The 20,735-nt window shown below is 51.9% G+C and carries 16 protein-coding genes; 4 read left to right on the top strand and 12 right to left on the bottom strand.

What is annotated here, in order from left to right:
• The first annotated feature begins 19 nt into the window (after positions 1 to 19).
• On the top strand, positions 20 to 322 hold the full coding sequence (gene yhbY / locus QP938_10935) for a ribosome assembly RNA-binding protein YhbY (GenBank protein WIO73803.1): 303 nt from the start codon (positions 20 to 22) through the stop codon (positions 320 to 322).
• A gap of 86 nt (positions 323 to 408) precedes the next feature.
• On the opposite strand, the gene QP938_10940 is transcribed toward yhbY, so the two are convergent.
• The 6 genes from QP938_10940 to QP938_10965 all read right to left on the bottom strand — a co-directional run bounded on the left by QP938_10940 (position 409) and on the right by QP938_10965 (position 10,793).
• A complete protein-coding gene (locus tag QP938_10940; GenBank protein ID WIO73804.1) occupies positions 409 to 3,126 on the bottom strand; it encodes a TonB-dependent receptor in 2,718 nt (905 codons plus the stop codon).
• 302 nt (positions 3,127 to 3,428) lie between these two features.
• Positions 3,429 to 3,905, bottom strand: coding sequence for a transcription elongation factor GreA (gene greA / locus QP938_10945; protein ID WIO73805.1), 477 nt, complete (start codon positions 3,903 to 3,905; stop codon positions 3,429 to 3,431).
• Positions 3,906 to 3,993: 88 nt separating this feature from the next.
• Complete coding sequence (carB, locus tag QP938_10950; protein ID WIO73806.1) at positions 3,994 to 7,209, bottom strand: carbamoyl-phosphate synthase large subunit; 3,216 nt, start codon at positions 7,207 to 7,209, stop codon at positions 3,994 to 3,996.
• Between the two features lie 108 nt (positions 7,210 to 7,317).
• Complete coding sequence (gene carA, locus QP938_10955) at positions 7,318 to 8,481, bottom strand: glutamine-hydrolyzing carbamoyl-phosphate synthase small subunit (GenBank protein WIO73807.1); 1,164 nt, start codon at positions 8,479 to 8,481, stop codon at positions 7,318 to 7,320.
• A 342-nt stretch (positions 8,482 to 8,823) separates the two neighbouring features.
• Positions 8,824 to 9,603: an SDR family NAD(P)-dependent oxidoreductase gene (locus QP938_10960; GenBank protein ID WIO73808.1), complete on the bottom strand. Its 780-nt coding sequence runs from the start codon at positions 9,601 to 9,603 to the stop codon at positions 8,824 to 8,826.
• A 32-nt stretch (positions 9,604 to 9,635) separates the two neighbouring features.
• Positions 9,636 to 10,793, bottom strand: coding sequence for an acyl-CoA dehydrogenase family protein (locus QP938_10965; GenBank protein WIO73809.1), 1,158 nt, complete (start codon positions 10,791 to 10,793; stop codon positions 9,636 to 9,638).
• Positions 10,794 to 10,963: 170 nt separating this feature from the next.
• Here QP938_10965 and QP938_10970 point away from each other — a divergent pair, with 170 nt between their 5' ends.
• On the top strand, positions 10,964 to 11,965 hold the full coding sequence (locus tag QP938_10970; GenBank protein ID WIO73810.1) for an AraC family transcriptional regulator: 1,002 nt from the start codon (positions 10,964 to 10,966) through the stop codon (positions 11,963 to 11,965).
• Positions 11,966 to 12,031: 66 nt separating this feature from the next.
• The gene (locus QP938_10975; protein ID WIO73811.1) at positions 12,032 to 12,541 is read left to right on the top strand and encodes a shikimate kinase; all 510 of its coding nucleotides are present in this window, start codon (positions 12,032 to 12,034) and stop codon (positions 12,539 to 12,541) included.
• On the opposite strand, the gene QP938_10980 is transcribed toward QP938_10975, so the two are convergent.
• Both QP938_10980 and dapB read right to left on the bottom strand, forming a co-directional pair.
• Complete coding sequence (locus QP938_10980) at positions 12,542 to 12,766, bottom strand: acetyltransferase (GenBank protein WIO73812.1); 225 nt, start codon at positions 12,764 to 12,766, stop codon at positions 12,542 to 12,544.
• An 87-nt stretch (positions 12,767 to 12,853) separates the two neighbouring features.
• Complete coding sequence (gene dapB / locus QP938_10985; protein ID WIO73813.1) at positions 12,854 to 13,657, bottom strand: 4-hydroxy-tetrahydrodipicolinate reductase; 804 nt, start codon at positions 13,655 to 13,657, stop codon at positions 12,854 to 12,856.
• A gap of 172 nt (positions 13,658 to 13,829) precedes the next feature.
• Between dapB and QP938_10990 the strand changes: the two genes are divergently transcribed.
• Complete coding sequence (locus QP938_10990) at positions 13,830 to 14,768, top strand: LysR family transcriptional regulator (GenBank protein WIO73814.1); 939 nt, start codon at positions 13,830 to 13,832, stop codon at positions 14,766 to 14,768.
• 85 nt (positions 14,769 to 14,853) lie between these two features.
• Here QP938_10990 and QP938_10995 read toward each other — a convergent pair whose 3' ends face one another.
• The 4 genes from QP938_10995 to grpE all read right to left on the bottom strand — a co-directional run bounded on the left by QP938_10995 (position 14,854) and on the right by grpE (position 20,624).
• Positions 14,854 to 16,242, bottom strand: coding sequence for a tryptophanase (locus QP938_10995; protein WIO73815.1), 1,389 nt, complete (start codon positions 16,240 to 16,242; stop codon positions 14,854 to 14,856).
• A 320-nt stretch (positions 16,243 to 16,562) separates the two neighbouring features.
• The gene (gene dnaJ / locus QP938_11000) at positions 16,563 to 17,693 is read right to left on the bottom strand and encodes a molecular chaperone DnaJ (GenBank protein ID WIO73816.1); all 1,131 of its coding nucleotides are present in this window, start codon (positions 17,691 to 17,693) and stop codon (positions 16,563 to 16,565) included.
• Positions 17,694 to 17,945: 252 nt separating this feature from the next.
• Positions 17,946 to 19,865, bottom strand: a complete 1,920-nt coding sequence (gene dnaK / locus QP938_11005; GenBank protein WIO73817.1) for a molecular chaperone DnaK — start codon at positions 19,863 to 19,865, stop codon at positions 17,946 to 17,948.
• 228 nt (positions 19,866 to 20,093) lie between these two features.
• On the bottom strand, positions 20,094 to 20,624 hold the full coding sequence (gene grpE, locus QP938_11010) for a nucleotide exchange factor GrpE (protein WIO73818.1): 531 nt from the start codon (positions 20,622 to 20,624) through the stop codon (positions 20,094 to 20,096).
• Positions 20,625 to 20,735: the final 111 nt, after the last annotated feature.

A 20,735-nucleotide genomic window follows, 5' to 3' on the forward strand; every position in this document is an offset into this window, starting at 1 on the left:
TTCTAGAGGATCCTATTCTATGCCACTTTCCAACCACGACAAAAAACAATTGCGCAGTATCGGCCACAGCCTCAATCCGATTGTGACTGTTGCCGGCAATGGCCTGACTGAAAATGTAATGACCGAAATCGAACGGGCACTTACCGATCACGAACTGATCAAGGTGAAGTTTATGGTTCCCGACCGTGAACTCAAGAAACAGGCTGTTGAGGAAGTTTGTCGACTGACCAAAGCAGAACTGGCCCAGATGATTGGCCATATAGCCTTGCTCTACCGCAAAGCAGACAAGCCAAATCCGAAACTGTCCAATCTGTTGCGCTAACCCTACCACTCAATAATCCCGCACAAAAAAAGGCGCCCTGCATCACTGCAAGGCGCCAAAACAGAGGGGGTTAACTGTCAGTCGGTTTAGAACCGGTACTGAACCTCTGCAAACAACTCACGTCCAAAACCGTTGTACTGACCGCGGTAGAAATACGGCCACGCTGTCCAGGTGTCATCCACCGGAGGGCGCTCATTCAGCAGGTTGTTACTCATTAACGAGAAACGCAGGTTTTCATTGACGTCGTAAGTAGCCGTCATATTGATAGTTTTCCAGGAGCTGATTCGCGCATCCTCATCGTAGTTAGGTGTAGAACCTATGCGACGGGCAAATACCGTTGTGCTGAAATTGCCGTAATTCCAGGACACACTGCCATTGACGTAAGAGCGAGGCTCATAGTTGTCCAATGCGTTACGTACATCCTCCACCGGATCACTGGAAAAGATCTGCTCTTCGTAGTCGATCACATTGGTGTAGCCCAGATTCAAACGGAACTCACCAAAATTGTCGGTGTTGTAACGGTAATCCAACTGCATATCGACACCAGTCTGGTTCAAAATTGACTGGTTGATAGGCAACAAACTCAGGGATTGCAGCTCCATATCACCGGAGAGAGGGTTCTCTTCACGAACCACGCGCTGGAGCACATCCAGACAACGGGCAGAGCTCGGGTCAAGGTCACCAGTGCGGCAATCCGCCTCAATATCCAGCAGGTCCTGAGAGCTTTCATCGTTAACGATATCGCGCAACTTCACTCGATACAGATCAACCGACAGGGACAGCTGGTCAAGCGGGCGAACCACAAAGCCGAAGTTGAGGTTGGTTCCAGTCTCCTCTTTCAGCATCAGGTTACCCTCACGGTAGCCCTGCTCACTGCCATACGAGCAGTCGTAGTCGGTTTCTGTTTCACAGCGATAGGTATCTTTTACAGTGGTGTAAAAACCACTCTCACCCGCGAACAGGTAGTGCATATCCGGCGCACGGAAACTCTGTGACCAACCACCACGAACCGTCAACCAATCTACCGGACTGAAGAGGAATTTGACCTGACTGGTTGGACGTCCACCCACATCAGAGCCGTCGTCGTAACGGTCATAGCGACTGGCCACAGTCACTTCAAGGTCGTCGGTTACCGGCAACAAAAACTCCATGCCCACTGCAGAGCGGTTGCGATCACCACCACCGCCGGTGGCACTCAAGCCCCACCAGCCGTTACCGGTTTTATCCAGCGCACGTGGGTGTGGGGCCAGGGTATAACCCTGCTTGGCATACTCCATCTGCAACGCCATCTGGATTGGCCCAGCCATCCAGTTAAACTCGGTCAATTCACCGGTGATTTTGGCGCTCAATTGACGACCGTAAGAGTCACCGGTTTCGTTATTCATGCCCATCATTGGTCCGAGAATTTCCGGTGTGAAAGCAGTGTAAATACTGTGGTCGGGGTTACCACTTAAATAGCCGTATCCCCACAAATCCTCAGTTCCCAGGAAATACTCGTCAATAGCCTCTTCCTTGAAGCGAACCTGAGAACTGGCGTAGTCGTATTCGCTGTTGGTCAGCGCCACTTCCCAGTCAAAGGTTTTATTAAACAGCGCAACTTCCCCCTTGGCACCCAAAGTCAGGTTCCAGGTATTCTCATCAAAACCAACTTCCTGATCGCCAGTTTCATTCGCTGTAAAAAATCGCTGCAGATAGATCCAGTCGAAATCCTCAGTCAGGATGTCACCACCCCACCAAAGCTTAAAGTTGCGCTGCTCGACAGTAGAATCCCAATACATTGCATTGGCAAACAGCTCAACACCGTTATTCAACTCATACCGACCATCAAAAAACACCGACATACGTTCGCGGTAGCTGCGCAGAGATTCTTCACCGTCACCATCGTTACCACAGTACAAACCAGCACCAGCTGGCTTGTCAGGCCTTTCGGAGTAGCCGTATCCAGTCAGGGAGTCATCACAGGCATCCGAGCCTGGATCAATGTAATGGGCAGTGAAGTTATCCATAGTCAGGATCGCACGATCCGGATACCGGACACTTAATGGACGATCCATGTAAGAGTCCATAAAACCACGGTCCTTACCGTAGATTGGATCCTGCTCCTGGTATTCACCGGTAATCGTGAACGAGCCGCGATCAAAGGAGTGACCGGTTACAAATTGCAATTGCTGGGAGTCGCCGCCACCTTCGGTGGTGGTACCGCGACGAAATGAGATGGTAGTGTCTTCAACATTCTTGCGAGTAATAATGTTGACCACACCGGCAATCGCATCAGAGCCATATACTGCCGATGCACCAGAGGTCATCACCTCGATACGTTCCACAGCAGACAGGGGAATGGAAGAGAAGTTGAAGAAGTTACTTTCGCTGTTATAAGGTGCAGGATAGTCCGCCAAGCGGCGACCATTGAGCAGCACCAGTGTGCGACCCGCACCAAATCCGCGCAGGTTTACGTCCTGGGCAGCCGGGGTAAATGAGTTAGTGTATTGCTCGCCCTGTACCGCACCGGTTGACTGGGTCAGGGAGTCCATCACATCGGTCAGATTGACAAAACCACGCTCCTTCATAGCGTCCTTGTCCATCACGACCATCGGGTTTGGTCCGGTAAATCCATCTCTTGGAATCAAGGATCCCGTAACCACTACCTCCTCAAGATCTTTTTTATCCTCCTTGATTTTAGCGGCATCTTCGGCTTTAGAGGCTTCCTCTTCGGCAGATACCGATAGAGCCGTCCCGAATAATGCACATGAAATAGCGGCAGTTAAAAGGCCTTTTTTGAATACGTGGTTTTTATCGTAATTCATAGAATCTCCCCTGATTTTTTTTGGTATTCGCGGCTTCCCTATGGTTATGCCGCTCAAACAGGGAGACGCTCCAAACGGAACAGTCATCAATAAAAAATTTAACCAGAATTACAATACAGGAACAAAATAATCAAATATAACTACAAACTCAAAACAATATTCCAAACAAACTAAACGTAATTGGCCTTTGTTTTTCTAATTAAGAGAAATAAAGGAAAGTGTTTTTATATCTTTTCAATATCAAAAAACCATAAAAAAAGGTGCCTGTCAGGCACCTTTTGAAGTCAGTCGAGCTTACCGATTTAGAGGTGAGCCACGCTGTCGATTTCGTACTCCACCTCTCCGGAAGGAGTGTTAACGACCACGATTTCGCCGACTTCTTTACCGATCATTGCACGTGCAATCGGAGACTGGTAAGAAATCTTCCCCTCTTTTACTGAGGCTTCGTCGTCACCCACAATCTGGTAACGAACCGTTTCATCCGTATCCAGATTAATGATCTCTACAGTCGAGCCGAAAATCACCTTGTCACTGGGCGCTATCTTGGTGACATCAATGATCTGGGCGTGGGACAGTTTTCCCTCGATCTCGTTGATGCGACCCTCGGCAAAACCCTGCTGTTCGCGAGCGGCGTGGTATTCAGCGTTTTCTTTCAGGTCACCGTGAGCGCGAGCCTCGGCAATCGCCTCAACAATACGCGGGCGTTCAACTTTTTTCAGGTGTTCCAGTTCGGCGCGAAGTTTGGCCTCACCGATAGCGGTCATTGGAATCTTGTTCATTGTCCACTCTTATTGTCTAAATTCTGAAAATGACCCAACCCCTGCCGCCCGAAGGGCGACAGTGATTGAGTCAGTTCAAATGTACTTTTTACGACACGCAGTGCAAATCCTGCAAGCGGCGCACTTTGATTTCACCACCGTGCTGCAGGGCCATCACAACTGCTTTACCCCCCGCCAGCGTGGTAGTGTAGTACACACCATGCTGCTCGGCACTGGAGCGAATAGTCGCGGAGTCGGCAATCGCCTGACGCCCTTCGGTGGTATTGATGATCAAATCAATATCGTCACTCTTGATGCGGTCAACAATATGCGGACGACCTTCTGTCACCTTGTTGACCAGCTCAACCTCAAGGCCTGCCGCCTGAATAGCACTGGCAGTACCTTCGGTAGCAATCACCTTGAAGCCCAAGGCTATCAGGTCACGAGCCACCTCGACAATACCCGCTTTATCCGGATCGCGAACACTGAGGAACGCATTGCCACTGGTCGGAATGCTGTCGTTAGCACCCAACTGAGCCTTGCCGTAGGCTTCAGCAAAGGTTTCGCCGATACCCATTACCTCACCAGTTGACTTCATTTCCGGCCCAAGAATCGGGTCGATGCCAGGGAATTTGTTAAACGGGAACACAGCCTCTTTAACGTTGAAGTGCTCCGGCACCAGCTCTTTGGTGAAATCCTGCGACTGCAGGCTCTGACCAGCCATACAGCGGGCGGCCACTTTCGCCAGGGAGCGGCCAATGCACTTGGACACAAATGGTACGGTGCGAGAGGCACGCGGGTTCACTTCGATGACGTAGATCTTGCCATCCTGCCAGGCCAGCTGCACGTTCATCAAGCCGATAACATTCAGCTCACGCGCCATCGCTTTCACCATGTCACGCATTTCAGCCTGAACCTCTTCCGGCAAGCTGTAGGGCGGCAGCGAACAGGCGGAATCACCGGAGTGGATACCAGCCTGCTCGATGTGCTGCATGATGGCACCAATCACCACTTCTTCACCATCACTGACGGCATCAATATCCACCTCGATAGCCGAGGAAAGGAAGTAGTCCAACAGAACAGGAGCTTCGTTGGAAACCTTAACCGCTTCGTTCATGTAGCGGCTCAGCTCTTCTTCCTTGTAAACAATCTCCATGGCGCGGCCACCCAAAACATAAGAGGGGCGCACCACCAGCGGGTAACCGATCTTGCCAGCTTCCTGAATCGCCTCATCCAGGGAGCGAACAATCGCATTTGGCGGCTGCAACAGACCCAGTTTGTTAATCATCTGCTGGAAGCGCTCGCGGTCTTCGGCGCGATCGATGGCGTCTGGAGTGGTACCGATAATCGGCACTCCTTCTGCCTCCAGAGCACGCGCCAACTTCAGTGGGGTCTGGCCACCAAACTGAACAATCACACCCTTGGGCTTTTCAACGCGAACAATTTCCAATACATCTTCCAGAGTTACCGGCTCAAAGTAGAGGCGGTCGGAAGTGTCGTAGTCAGTGGAAACCGTTTCCGGGTTACAGTTGACCATGATGGTCTCATAACCGTCGTCGCGCATTGCCAGGGCTGCGTGCACACAGCAGTAGTCAAACTCGATCCCCTGACCGATACGGTTCGGGCCACCGCCCAATACCATGATCTTGTCACGGCCGGACGGCTGGGACTCACACTCTTCTTCATAAGTGGAGTACATGTAGGCGGTGTCGGAAGCAAATTCCGCAGCACAGGTATCAACACGTTTGTATACCGGGAACAACTCCATCGAACTGCGGTAGCTACGCACATCACCTTCAGACACACCCAGCAGGGTAGCCAGACGCGCATCGGAGAAACCTTTGCGCTTGAGGCGGAACAGCTCGTCGCGCTGCAGCTCTACCAGGGTGCGGCCTTGCAGCGCCTGCTCTTCTTTGATCAGGTCTTCGATCTGTACCAGGTACCAGCGATCGATAGCGGATACGTCAAATACTTCATCAACCGACATGCCTGCGCGGAATGCATCACCCACAAACCAGATGCGCTGGGCGCCGGGTTCCAGCAACTCCTGGCGAATGATGTCGAGCGCCTGATCGGACGCCAAATCGACAATCGGGTCAAAACCAACCTTGCCCTCTTCCAGGCCGCGCAGTGCTTTCTGGACAGACTCCTGGAAAGTGCGACCGATGGCCATTACCTCACCCACTGATTTCATCTGGGTGGTCAGCTTGGCGTTGGCCTTGGTGAATTTCTCAAAGGTAAAGCGCGGCACTTTGGTAACCACGTAGTCGATGGACGGCTCAAAGGAAGCCGGAGTCGCACCGCCGGTAATTTCATTTTGCAGCTCATCGAGGGTGTAACCCACCGCCAGCTTTGCCGCCACTTTGGCGATCGGGAAACCGGTCGCTTTGGAGGCCAGCGCTGAAGAACGAGACACCCGCGGGTTCATCTCGATAATCACCATGCGGCCAGTGTCCGGGTGGATACCGAACTGCACATTGGAACCACCGGTTTCAACGCCGATCTCGCGCAGTACCGCACAGGAGGCATTACGCATGATCTGGTATTCTTTATCCGTCAGCGTTTGCGCTGGCGCTACCGTAATGGAGTCGCCGGTGTGCACCCCCATCGGGTCAAAGTTTTCAATCGAGCAAACAATGATGCAGTTGTCGTTTTTGTCACGAACAACCTCCATCTCATACTCTTTCCAGCCCAACAGGGACTCATCGATGAGCAGCTCGTTGGTAGGTGACAGATCCAGGCCGCGAGTACAAATTTCAACCAACTCTTCGCGGTTGTAAGCGATACCACCACCAGAACCACCCATGGTAAACGACGGGCGAATGATGATCGGGTAACCAAACTCTTCCTGAATCTTCAGGGCATCCTCAATGGAGTGAGCGATACCGGAACGGGGAGTTTCGAGGCCAATAGCCTTCATCGCCTTATCGAAGCGAGAGCGGTCTTCCGCCTTGTCGATGGCGTCTTCGGTAGCACCAATCAGTTCTACACCGAACTTCTCAAGCACGCCCTTGCGAGCCAAGTCCAATGCACAGTTCAGTGCCGTCTGACCACCCATGGTCGGCAGCACCGCATCCGGACGCTCAGCTTCAATAATTTTTGCAACAGTCTCCCACTCAATCGGTTCGATGTAGGTGGCGTCAGCCATGGCCGGGTCGGTCATGATAGTTGCCGGGTTGGAGTTCACCAGAATTACCCGGTAGCCCTCTTCGCGCAGTGCCTTACAGGCCTGAGCGCCGGAGTAGTCAAATTCACAGGCCTGGCCGATAACGATCGGGCCCGCGCCAATAATGAGGATACTTTTGATGTCTGTACGTTTTGGCATATCTGCTCCGTTCTACGAGAGATGTGAGATGTGAGATGTGAGACGTAGACCGCAGTGCGTTCCGGTTTTGCCTCTCATCTCCCGTCTCTCGTCTCCCGACATATCTCGTTAGGCTCTGGCTTTCATCAATTCAAAGAAATGATCAAACAACGGTGCCGCATCGTGCGGGCCCGGACTCGCTTCAGGGTGCCCCTGGAAGCTGAAGGCCGGCTTGTCGGTACGGTGAATACCTTGCAGCGAACCGTCAAACAAAGACTTGTGGGTAGCGCGCAGGTTACCCGGCAGGCTCGCCTCATCCACCGCAAAGCCGTGGTTCTGGCTGGTGATCAGCACCGTCTTGTCGTCGAGGTTTTGTACCGGGTGGTTGGCACCGTGGTGGCCAAACTTCATTTTCACAGTCTTGGCACCAGAGGCCAGAGCCAGCAACTGGTGGCCAAGGCAGATGCCAAATACCGGAATGTCTGTTTTCAGGAATTCCTCAATCGCTGCGATGGCGTAGTCACAAGGCTCGGGGTCACCGGGACCGTTGGAGAGGAAGATGCCGTCCGGGTTCATCGCCAGAACCTCAGCGGCCGGTGTCTGGGCTGGTACAACGGTCAGCTCGGCACCGCGATCTACCAGCATACGCAGAATGTTGCGCTTTACACCAAAGTCGTAAGCCACCACTTTGAAAGGCTTCTCAAAGGTCTTTTCGGTGTGACCGCCCTTACTGGTCTCTGAAGGCAGCTCCCAGCTACCCTCTTTCCAAGGATAGGAAGAGGTTGTGCAAACCACCTTGGCTAGGTCCATCCCCTTGAGGCCGCCAAACGCCTTGGCCTCAGCCAGCGCCTTGTCTTCATCTATTGCATCACCCGCCATCAGGCAACCGCTCTGGGCGCCTTTCTCGCGCAGCAGGCGAGTCAGTTTGCGGGTATCAATATCAGCGATACCAACAATGTTGCGCTCGCGCAGGTATTCATCCAGAGCCTGCTCACTGCGGAAGTTGCTTACCAGCAGCGGCAGATCGCGAATCACCAGGCCAGCGGCCCAGATTTGCTCGGATTCTTCATCTTCTTTGTTAACACCGACATTGCCGATGTGAGGATAGGTAAGTGTGACGATCTGTTTGGCGTAGGACGGGTCGGTGAGAATTTCCTGGTATCCGGTCAGTGCAGTGTTAAACACCACCTCACCACTGGAAATTCCGTCTGCGCCGATGGAGGTACCACGGAATACGGTACCATCCTCCAACACAAGAATTGCGGGCTTACGGGAAGAAGAATATGTGGTCACTCGGCATCCTCTGTGCGATTTGAGACAAAGGGGTCACCGGCCACGGTGGAGGCGCGTGAAAACAGCAGCCTGTGAGTGAAAAGCACCTGATTTCAGGTTGTAAAAAAGCGAGATGCCGCGTATCGCTTCATCTCGCTTTAATAATTTCGCTATTTCACACTCGGGCTACCTGTTTGAGGCCTGCTTTTTGACCGGTGGGAATCTAACCCGGCATTCTAGACAAAGAGACTGTGAATGTCTACGTGAAATACCAATAAATCGTTTGGGAGATGGGAGACGAGAGATGGGAGTGTAGTTCGCTGGGTATTCACCCTCATCTCTCATCTCTCGTCTCTCGCCACATCAACGTGGCGGCATTCGAATGGCACCATCCAGGCGGATGGTTTCGCCATTCAGGTAGACATTTTCACCGATGTGAATTATCAGCGAGCCGAAATCCTCTTCAGGCAAGCCAAGACGCTTCGGGAATTGGATATTGGCGACCAGGGCATCCTGGACATTTTCCGGCATCGCCTTGACCATGGGAGTGCCCATAATACCCGGCGCCACAGTCATAACGCGAATACCTAGCGGAGCCAGATCACGCGCCATTGGCAAGGTCATGCCAACCACCCCTCCTTTACTGGCCGAGTAGGCACTTTGGCCAATCTGCCCCTCATAGGCCGCTACCGAGGCAGTATTGATAATAACACCGCGCTCGCCAGCCTCACCCATCGGTTCGTTTTTAGCCATCGCCTGCGCAGCAACCCGCGCGACATTAAATGAACCCACCAGATTGATATTGATCGCTGTGGCAAAGTTACCCAGCGGCATGGCATTGCCTTCTCGATCCAGCACCTTTTTGGCCGGGCAAATACCGGCACAATTCAGACAGAGGTGAACCCCACCAAAGTTTTCAACAACAGCTGCCACCGCCTGCTCAGCCGACTCTGCACTGGTTACATCGACAGAGCGGAACATCACTTTATCACTGCCCAATTCAGCAACCGCCTGCTCGCCCGCTTCAGCGTTTACATCAAAAATGGCCACGCGCATGCCTTTAGCCACCAGCGCGCTTACGGTAGCGCGGCCCAATCCGGATGCACCACCTGTAACGATGGCAACTTTATTTTGTAACTCCATTGATAACTCCTGATTCTGGATACTATTAGATATCAGCCTGCAGCTCGAAGCAGTTCTCTTGCGATAATCAAACGCTGAACTTCACTGGTGCCCTCATAGATTGTGGTCACCCGATTATCGCGAGCCATTCGTTCCAGGGGATACTCGCGAATATAGCCGTTACCGCCCATCATTTGCAGCGCTGTATAACATGCGTCATTGCCTTTCTCGGTGGCGAACAGTTTTGCCATGGATGCCTGGCTTGCAAACGGCTGACCACGCTGTTTCAAATCCGCTGCCTGCATCAACAGCAATCGCGCCGCCTCTAGTTCGGTATAGCGATCTGCCAGCATCCACTGCAATCCCTGAAAATCTGCAAGCGGACGACCAAATTGATTGCGCTGCAACAGGTAGCTGCGCGCATAGTCCATTGCGGCCAAGCCAACTCCCAGTGCCAGTGAACCGATGCCGATTCTACCACCAGCCAACTCGGCCACAGCGATGCGAAATCCGTCATTCTCTTTGCCCATCATAGCGCTGGCCGGAATGCGGCAATTATCAAACAACACCTCGTTAGTGACCGAAGCCTTCTGCCCCATCTTTTCTTCGGCCTTACCAATCACCAGGCCCGGTGTACCTTCCTCTACCAGAAAGCAGGAAATACCTTTACCTTTTGCAGCGTTCGGATCCGTTACGGCCCATACCACAAAGACACCGGCATACTCGGCGCTGGTAATAAAAATCTTACTTCCGTTAAGCACCCACTCATCACCTTCGCGCACCGCCTTGGTACGCATGCTAGCCGGATCAGACCCTGCATTTGGCTCGGTCAAACAAAAGGCACCGGCCCGGTATTCTCCAGAGCAAAGTTTGGGTAGATAACGCTCCTTTTGCTCATCGCTGCCGATAGTCTGAATAACTTCTGCCACCATGTTGGTGACCGACACGGTCACAGCAGTGGATGCACAGCCTCGAGCCAGCTCGGTAATTGCCAGGCTGAACGCCACTGAGCCAGCCTCTACGCCACCGTATTGAGCATTGATATTGAGCCCCATAAAACCCAGCTCGGCCAACTGCTGCAACTTACCCAGAAAAAGTGCTCGATCACCGGTTTCGTCAAGCTCTGCCGACACAGGTGCCAATTCAGCCTCAGCGAACTGGCGCGCCATATCTTGTATCATCTGTTGTTCTTCGGTGAGAGAAAAATTCATTGTTCAACAGCCTTACTCGCATAGTGATTACATAAATCTAGCTCTCGGAAAGGTAAATCGGAATGGCAAAAGCGGCACATTTTCATAGCATTTATTGCCATCAAAGTTATATATTTGCCATAATTCGGAAACAAACCGCCCATTAAACAACATTTTTTCTCATTTTCATTATGGCTACTATCGGCATCCATTACGTTCAGGCCGCATTACAGGGGGCCATCCAAAATGGCCTTGATGTAGGACCATTATTGGCCAAGGCCAACATTCACCCCAACCTGCTCAACCGTGACGACACCCGTGTCCACGCAGACCAGATGACCCAATTGGTGCAAACCATATGGCGAGAAATGGGTGACGAGTTCATGGGCTTTGTGCCGGACCGCTGTAAAAATGGCGTTTTTGCGTTGATGGCCGAAACTGTCAGCCATTGCAGCAACCTCGGCACCCTGCTGCGCACCGGTATTCATTTTTACAATCTGTTTTGCGATGGCATTCAGATGAAGTTGCTGGAAAAAGGCGACCAGGCAATCATCGACATACAGTTCAATCAACCAGCACTGGATCCCCAGCACTTTTACCGCGAATTCTGGTTGGTTATCTGGCACCGCTTCCCCAGCTGGTATATTGGTGAAAGCATCCACCTAACCTCGGTTGATCTTGACTACCCACTTCCGGACTACGAAAAAGAGCTGCGCTACATCTTCCCATGCCAACTTAATTTTGATCAGTCCAACTGTCGCCTGCACTTTTTGCGCAGCTATCTCGACAAACCGTTAATTCGCTCCCAGCTGGAGTTGAAGGATTTCCTGACCAACTCTCCAGCGGATCTGATGACCATTCCCGGAGAGGACTTCAGCCTGTCCGCGCAAATTCAGCGTATGCTGCTCAAGGTAGAAGGGGATCAACTGCTGTTCCCGAAAATTGACGAATTGGCTCGATCCTTAAAAATCAGCCCCCAAACTCTGCATCGTCGCTTAACTGCCGATGGCACAAGCTACCAGCAAATCAAAAATCGTATTCGACGCGATCTTGCCATCAGCAAACTGGCTAAAGAGAATTGTCCGGTAGAAGAAGTTGCTCGATATACCGGCTTTACCGAACCCAGTTCATTCACCCGCGCCTTTAAGCAGTGGACGGGCATGTCGCCGCGCGATTATCGTCGCCGGGAATAACAATCAGGGCTTTCACTAGGAAGAGCTATCTTTATAATGATGCCTTTTTAAGATTACGGCGACTCAATGAATACAAGCTCACACAATGGCGTTATCTTGATTGGCATGCCCGGCGCCGGAAAAAGCACCCTTGGCGTGCAATTGGCCAAAGAACTCGGCTTTGATTTTCTCGATACCGATGTGTCAATCCAGGTACATACCGGTCAAACCCTGCAGGACATTATCGACACAACTGATTACCTGAATCTGCGCCGCATTGAGGAAGCCGTACTGCTGAGTACCGACTGTCACGGCAAAGTCGTAGCGACTGGTGGCAGCGTGGTGTACAGCGATGCCGGTATGAACCACCTGAAAGACCAGGGAACAATTGTATTTCTGGACACACCGCTGGATGAGTTGCGACGTCGTATTCACAACTACGATACTCGTGGTATCGCAAGACGTCCTGAACAAACTCTTGAAGATGTATTTGAAGAGCGTCAGGAACTGTACAAGCAGTACGCGCAAATCACCATTGACTGTTCTGATAAAGATCAGCTGAGCGTGTTGGCGGCAATTATTGCCCAACTGGGATGATCAGGAGCGCTGCAACTCATGATCCCGATAATGGGGATCGAGCCAGCAGCGCGGCAGGTGCTCACCGGACATAAACTCCAGCTCTTTTTTTACAAACTCCTCAGGATCCTGGGCCTCCTCACCAAAATGTGAGCGCCCTTCTACCACCTTCTTAAATGGATCAAAGAGCATGGCGAGATTGAGCACTTCCACCAAGTGACCGTTGTTTTTGTCTTTCAAAAACACAATACAACCCTCCTTTCTAGGGCCTGTTGGCCCTAACACTCCAAGTATAGACAAGCGGCACATCTAATCCGCCGCTTGCTGTCGGGTTTACTTCAGCTCCAGCACATCCTGCATATCAAAAAAGCCACTGCCGGCATTGGCAATCCAGTCTGCTGCCCGCACGGCACCACGAGCAAATGCCTGTCGACTTTGCGCTTTGTGGGTAATTTCCACGCGCTCGCCATCAGCGCAGAACATCACAGTATGATCACCGACAATATCGCCAGCACGAACGGTGGCAAAACCGATAGTTTCCCTCTCACGGGCACCGGTCTGACCTTCACGACCGTAGACGGCAACTTTTTTCAAATCACGTCCCAGCGTGTCTGCCACTACTTGGCCCATACTCAACGCTGTACCGGAAGGTGCATCCACTTTATGGCGGTGGTGGGCTTCGACAATTTCGATATCCGAATCTTCACCCATCACACGTGCAGCAATTTCCAGCAATTTAAAGCAAAGGTTTACCCCGGTACTGAAATTTGATGCCAGGCAGATGCCAACCTTTTCCGACGCATCAATCAGTTGTGTTTTCTGCTTATCATTAAATCCTGTAGTGCCAATCACCATACCTTTGCCGGCAGCAGCACAGACTTCAGCATTTTGCAGGGTCAGTTCAATCGTGGTGAAGTCGATCAACACATCAAACTGGTCAGCAACAGCTTTCAAATCACCACTTAGGTGCACACCCAGCTTGCCTACCCCGGCCAACTCGCCAGCATCAGCACCAATCAGGCTACTGTCAGGACGTACGGTCGCAGCCGCGAGGCGACACTCCGAACTGGCAGCGACAGCCTGAATTAATTCTTTTCCCATTCGGCCAGCGGCTCCGGCAATTGCAATTCTGGTCATTCTGGTTACTCACCTGGTTAATCTGATATATGGCTGCGAGTCTATCGGACAGATTGAAAACAGCAACCCTAATTGTGGCTTAGCTGCAGTTAAAGCCTCTCTTACATAGTAGGTTGTAGGAGCGGCTTCAGCCGCGAACCTTTAGGTTAAATACTCTGGTACTATTCACGCCATGAATCTTTCCCGAATTGACCTGAATCTGCTGGTATACCTCGATGTGCTGTTACAGGAGCGCAATGTCTCCCGTGCGGCCGAGCGGCTCGGCATCACCCAGCCAGCGATGAGCAACAGCCTGCGCAGGCTTCGGGAACTGTTTAAAGACCCATTACTGATTCGCACTGGCAGCGGCATGAAGCCAACAGAGCGGGCACTGGAACTGGAGCCGCTGATTCGGGAGATTCTGGTCAGCACGGAACAGGTTCTACAGCCAGCAGCGGAATACAACCCCGCCACCAGCCGTCAGGTATTTCGAATTATGGCATCGGATTACGCGGAGGCGACGCTGCTTCCAGCCTTGTTATCAAGGATCCGCGATGAGTCACCCTATATTACTCTGGATATTCTCACACCGTCTGATGTGACCTTTCAGGATGTAGAAAAGGGCCAGGTTGATCTCGCCATCAATCGATTTGATTATCTTCCACAGTCGTTTCACCAGTTGCCATTGTGGCATGACGGCTTTGCCTGCCTGATCCACCGCAACAACCCGGCTTTAAAAGATTTCAATCTCGATAATTACCTGACCATGCCCCACATCTGGGTGAGCAAAAGCGGCGCGGGGGTCGGCACTGGTATGGATCCGCAGTCATTGCAAAAACTTGGCTGGGTAGATGATGCCTTGGCTGAATTGAATAAAAAAAGGCGGATAAGGGTATTTACCCGCCACTATCAGGTTGCTGCACATCTTGCCCAGCAACCAGACCTGATCGCCACCGTACCACACCGATTTGCCCAGTTGTTTCTGGACAGCCCCAATCTGGAAGTGCGTGAACCGCCTTTCCCAATTGAGCCCATTGAATTGAAAATGGCCTGGAGCCCTCTACTGCAATACAGCTCGGCCCACAAATGGTTGCGAAGACTGGTGAAAGAGGTAGCGGAAGCAACAGGGTAATTTCTGATCAGCCTTCCATTCTGAAACCAGATAAGCCTGCAGGTGCGCTGTGCGCACCTGCAGATATTCGCTATTTTGTCTCTTCCTATTCTGCCGGTTTCAACCTGGCGGTAAAGTGCCTCAATACAGGCGGCTCATACTCAAATTCCAACCCCTTGATATCACTGGCACGTTCGCGAATCGCGATCAGACAATCAGCGATATAGTCCATATGATCATTGGTGTAGACACGACGTGGGATGGTTAGTCGCAACAGCTCAAACGGAGAAGCCTTCTGTTCGCCAGTCTCAGGCTCACGGCCCAGGAGCAGTGAGCCAATTTCCACACCACGAACACCACCTTCCAGATAGAGCTCATTAGCCAGCGCATGGGCCGGGAATTGATCGGCAGGAATATGAGGCAACAATTTACCAGCATCCACAAAGACAGCGTGGCCGCCCGTTGGATACTGAATAGGAATGCCCCCTTCCCGCAAACGCTCGCCAAGATATTCAACCTGACCTATGCGATATTTCAGGAAGTCTTCATCGGCGCACTCCCACAATCCAATATTGAGAGCTTCCATATCGCGACCATTAAGACCACCGTACGTGATAAACCCCTCCATCGGCACACAGAGCACCTGTGCAGCGCGGTACAGCTCTTCATCTTCCTTGAAGCAGCAAAGCCCACCCATATTCACCATCGGGTCTTTTTTCGCAGACATGGTAAAAACGTCGGCATAACTGAACATCTCACGAATAACATCACCAATGGGTTTATCGGCATAACCGGGTTCCCGCTGTTTGATAAACCAGGCATTTTCCGCAAAACGGGCAGCATCAATCACAACCGTAATATTGTTGGCACGCGCCAACTCAGACACCGCACGGATGTTGGCCATCGACACCGGCTGGCCGCCAGCGGAGTTACAGGTAACAGTTACGATGATACCTACGACATTTTCAGCGCCATGCTCCTCAATCGTAGCCGCCAGCCTTGGCAGGTCGAAATTCCCCTTAAAGTCATGCCAGGTTGCCGTGTCAGTTGCTTCCGGTGTCAGAACATTAATTGCTTTGGCTCCACTGAGCTCCACATGAGCTGCCGTGGTGTCGAAATGGTAATTAGAGATAAATACAGGTTTGATTGCCTTTTTACGCTTTACCATATTGGGAAACAGGATTTGCTCTGCTCCGCGTCCCTGATGCACGGGAATGACGTACTTGTATCGAAACAGGGTTCTTACCGACTCCTCCAGCTTTACAAAGCTACGGCTTCCCGCATAGGCCTCGTCACCCACCATTAGGCCTGCCCACTGGTTGGCACTCATGGCACCGGTCCCCGAGTCAGTCAGCAAGTCGATATAGACATCTTCACTTTTAAGCAGGAAGGGGTTATAACCAGCTTCGACAAGCGCTTCTTTTCGCTCTTGTTCAGTGGTCATTTTGATGGGCTCAACCATCTTTATACGGAAAGGTTCTGGAATGCGTTTCATGATTTTTTCCTCAACAAAAAAAGACATCCGCACCACAACAGTGATGCGCAAACAAATAGTCAGTTGCGAAAAAATCAGTAATACAGACAGGAGTGTGCCAGCCTGAAATCGTGGATGTACCACTTCAGGCTGGCGTTAATTTCGGGGTTTGGATACTCAACTATCATAGCGACTCGTGGCGTATGTTCTACCGCCAACATACACCACTTATACGTCTCGACAATTGCGTTAAATCAACTGACCAGACCTATTCTTAGTCAAAAAAAAGCCTGCGATATTCTCGCAGGCTTTCCGATAGTTTTAACTACAACCTAATTACATCAGAGCTTATCAAAGAAGCTCTTTACACCATCGAACCAGGACGTTTTACGCGGCGAGTTATCGCCGCCTTCAAAACTCTCCTGCAGTTTTTTCAACAACTCTTTCTGTTCGCTGCTGAGGTTAACCGGGGTTTCCACTACCACGCGGCACAGCAGGTCACCCGTAGAGCCACCGCGCACCGGAGTTACCCCTTTACCACGCATGCGGAACAATTTGCCGGTTTGAGTTTCGGCAGGTACTTTCAGTTTTACACGCCCATCCAGAGTAGGTACTTCCAGCTCGCCACCCAGTGCGGCATCGACAAAACTGATCGGCACTTCGCAATAGAGATTCTTGCCATCACGATGGAAAATATTGTGCTCGCGCACCATGACTTCCACGTACAGGTCACCAGCAGGTCCACCCTCCGGTCCAGCTTCACCTTCGCCGGACAGGCGAATCCGATCACCGGTATCAACACCTGCAGGAATTGTGACGGAAAGGGTTTTAGTTTTCTCAACACGACCCTGGCCATAGCAACTTGGGCAGGGATCCTTGATCTCTTTACCGCGACCACGACAGGTTGGACAAGGTTGCTGAACTGCAAAAAAGCCCTGCTGCATACGCACCTGGCCACTACCGTGACAAGTGCCACAAGTGGTCGGCTGGGTGCCTTTTTTAGCGCCACTGCCATCACAGGTTCCGCAATTGACCAGTGTTGGAACTTTAATCTGTTTGGAGACGCCTTTTACCGCTTCTTCCAGGGTCAGTTCCATGCGATAGCTTAGGTCGGCTCCTCGGCGCGGACCACTACGACCACGGCCGCGGCCACCGCCGCCAAAGATGTCGCCAAATACATCACCAAAAATATCGCTGAAGTTACCGCCGCCAAAGCCACCGGCACCACCGCCAAATCCGCCCTGACCATCAACACCGGCATGACCAAACTGATCGTAAGCAGCTTTTTTCTCTTTGTCGGACAGTACTTCGTAGGCTTCAGACGCTTCCTTGAACTTGTCTTCGGCTTCTTTGTTATCCGGATTACGGTCCGGGTGAAACTTCATCGCTACCCGGCGATAGGCTTTTTTGATTTCCTGCTCGCTGGCGCTTTTTTCGACACCGAGAATTTCGTAATAATCGCGTTTGGACATGTTTTTGCTTCAGCGTTTTTAACAAATACAAACGCGGGACTTTGCCCCGCGCTTCGAAAAGTGCACCAGAGGTCGCACGTCTGATGTCGCATGTCGCACGCTAAAACCAAGCAGCTTGCAGGTCGGGTTTAGTCTATCAAATACCTTACCAGCTACGACCATTCTTGACGGACCAAAACCCGATCCACATAGAGTGGTACTTTTAGCGTGCGACGTCAGACGTGCGACGTGCGACGTGCGACGTGCGGCCAATTACTTCTGGTCGTCTTTAACTTCTTCAAACTCGGCGTCAACGACGTCGTCACCAGCCGGTTGCTCGGCATCAGCGCCGCCTTGAGCCTGGGCTTTTTCAGCTTGCTCGGCGTACATCTTCTGAGCCAGACCGGAAGTGGCTTCGGACAGTTTCTTGGCCGCTTCGTCCATCTTCTCTTTGTCGTCGCCTTTAACAGCCTCTTCCACTTCGGCGATAGCCGCTTCAATAGCAGCTTTCTCTTCAGCGGTGGCTTTGTCACCGGCTTCTTCCAAAGTTTTCTTGGCGGCGTGAGCAAGGCCATCCGCGCTGTTGCGCGCCTGAACCAGCTCTTCGAACTTGGCGTCGTCAGCAGCATTCGCTTCAGCGTCGCGAATCATTTGATCAACTTCGTCATCGGACAAACCGGAGTTGGCCTTGATCACGATGGACTGTTCTTTGCCGGTCGCCTTGTCTTTAGCGTGAACGTTCAGGATACCGTTGGCATCGATGTCGAAGGTTACTTCGATCTGCGGCATGCCGCGCGGGGCTGGCGGAATGTCTGCCAGGTCGAAACGACCCAGTGACTTGTTCTGCGCCGCTTGCTTACGCTCACCCTGAACCACGTGAATGGTTACCGCAGTCTGGTTGTCATCGGCAGTTGAGAACACCTGAGACTTCTTGGTCGGGATAGTGGTGTTTTTCTCGATCAATGCAGTGGCAACGCCACCCATAGTTTCAATACCCAGTGTCAACGGAGTAACGTCCAGCAGCAGTACGTCTTTAACATCACCAGCCAGAACTGCGCCCTGAATGGCAGCACCGATAGCTACGGCTTCATCCGGGTTTACATCTTTACGCGGCTCTTTACCGAAGAACTCAGCCACTTTCGCCTGCACCATCGGCATACGGGTTTGACCGCCCACCAAAATTACATCGTCGATTTCGGAAGCTGATTTGCCAGCGTCCTGCAGAGCGATACGGCAAGGCTCCAAAGAGCGTTTAACCAGCTCCTCTACCAGGGACTCCAGCTTGGCGCGAGTCAGCTTAACAACCAAGTGCTTGGGACCGGTGGCGTCCGCAGTGATGTACGGCAGGTTTACTTCGGTCTGCTGGCTGGAGGACAGCTCAATTTTCGCTTTTTCGGCAGCTTCTTTCAGGCGCTGCAGAGCCAGCGGGTCGTTGTGCAGGTCGATGCCGTTCTCTTTCTTGAACTCTTCGGCCAGATATTCGATCAGGCGCAGGTCGAAGTCTTCACCACCCAGGAAGGTGTCACCATTGGTGGCGAGTACTTCAAACTGGTGCTCGCCGTCTACGTCGGCAATTTCGATAATGGAAACGTCAAAGGTACCACCACCCAGGTCGTATACCGCAATTACGTGGTCGCCCTTGGCTTTGTCCATACCGTAAGCCAGTGCAGCGGCGGTCGGTTCGTTAATGATACGTTTTACATCCAGACCAGCGATACGACCGGCGTCTTTGGTCGCCTGACGCTGGGAGTCGTTAAAGTAAGCCGGAACAGTAATCACCGCTTCGGTAACTTTTTCGCCCAGATAATCCTCGGCGGTTTTCTTCATCTTTTTCAGAACTTCGGCAGAGATCTGAGGCGCGGCTTTTTTCTCGCCTTTCACTTCTACCCAGGCGTCGCCATTGTCAGCTTTAACAATTTTGTACGGCACCATTTTGATGTCTTTCTGAACCACATCGTCCTCAAAACGACGACCGATCAGACGCTTAACGGCGAACAGGGTATTGTTCGGGTTAGTTACCGCCTGGCGCTTGGCAGACTGTCCTACCAGTACCTCGTTGTCGTCGTTGTAAGCAACAATGGATGGCGTGGTGCGAGAACCTTCTGCGTTCTCGATTACTTTAACTTTGTCGCCTTCCAGTACTGCCACACAGGAGTTGGTAGTACCCAGGTCGATACCGATGATTTTTCCCATTTCTCTGTTCTCCAGAAACTTTAGTAAGCCCTTAGGCTCAGATCTTCATTCGCTTGGTGTTGATATGGGGTTGTTCACCCCGCTTTCAACCCCGACTTTGTATTTCCTGTCATTCTGAGTGCAGCGTAGACAAAAGCGCGTTGGGCACCCCAGGGCGACAATCTCGCTCTTTGCCAAGCCTGAGATCCTTCGCTACGCTCAGGATGACAATAGGGCTACGCCCTATTGTCAGTTTTTAACCACTACAACCATGGCCGGGCGTACCAGGCGGCCACTCAGGGTGTAGCCCTTCTGGAATACTTCCAGCACGGTGTTATTTTCCATATCCGGGTTAGGCACCATGCTCATTGCCTGATGCAACTCCGGGTCAAACGGCTGGCCAGCAGGGTCAACAGCTTCTACCTTGAAGCGCGCCAGCACGTCGATAAAACTTTTCAGAGTCAGTTGAATACCTTCCGAGGCCTGACCGTCTTCAACCGCCAACGCTCGCTCCAGGTTATCCACCACCGGCAGTAATTCACCGACAAATTTTTCCAGCGCGAACTTGTGTGCATTCTCCACATCGCGCTCGCTGCGACGACGCACGTTTTGCATCTCGGCCTGGGCACGCAGCAAATCCTCTCTGGCGTTGTCTAGATCCTGCTGCAGCTGATCCAGGGCATCCGGCTGCTCTTCCGGCTGTTGATCCACCTGCTGCTCAGCAGCTACCTCTTCGATTGACTGCTCTTCGCACTGAGCATTTTTGTCTTCACTGGACACGCTGTTCTCCGTCAATATTGCGGTTGTTACTGTGTTTGACCGGTATATGGGGCTCCACTATGAAGTTTCAACCCCTACAGAGCTTCTCAAAGAACAGATAATCGGTTTATG

The organism is Porticoccaceae bacterium LTM1, from assembly GCA_030252795.1.
Taxonomy (GTDB): Bacteria; Pseudomonadota; Gammaproteobacteria; order Pseudomonadales; family Porticoccaceae; genus SCSIO-12696.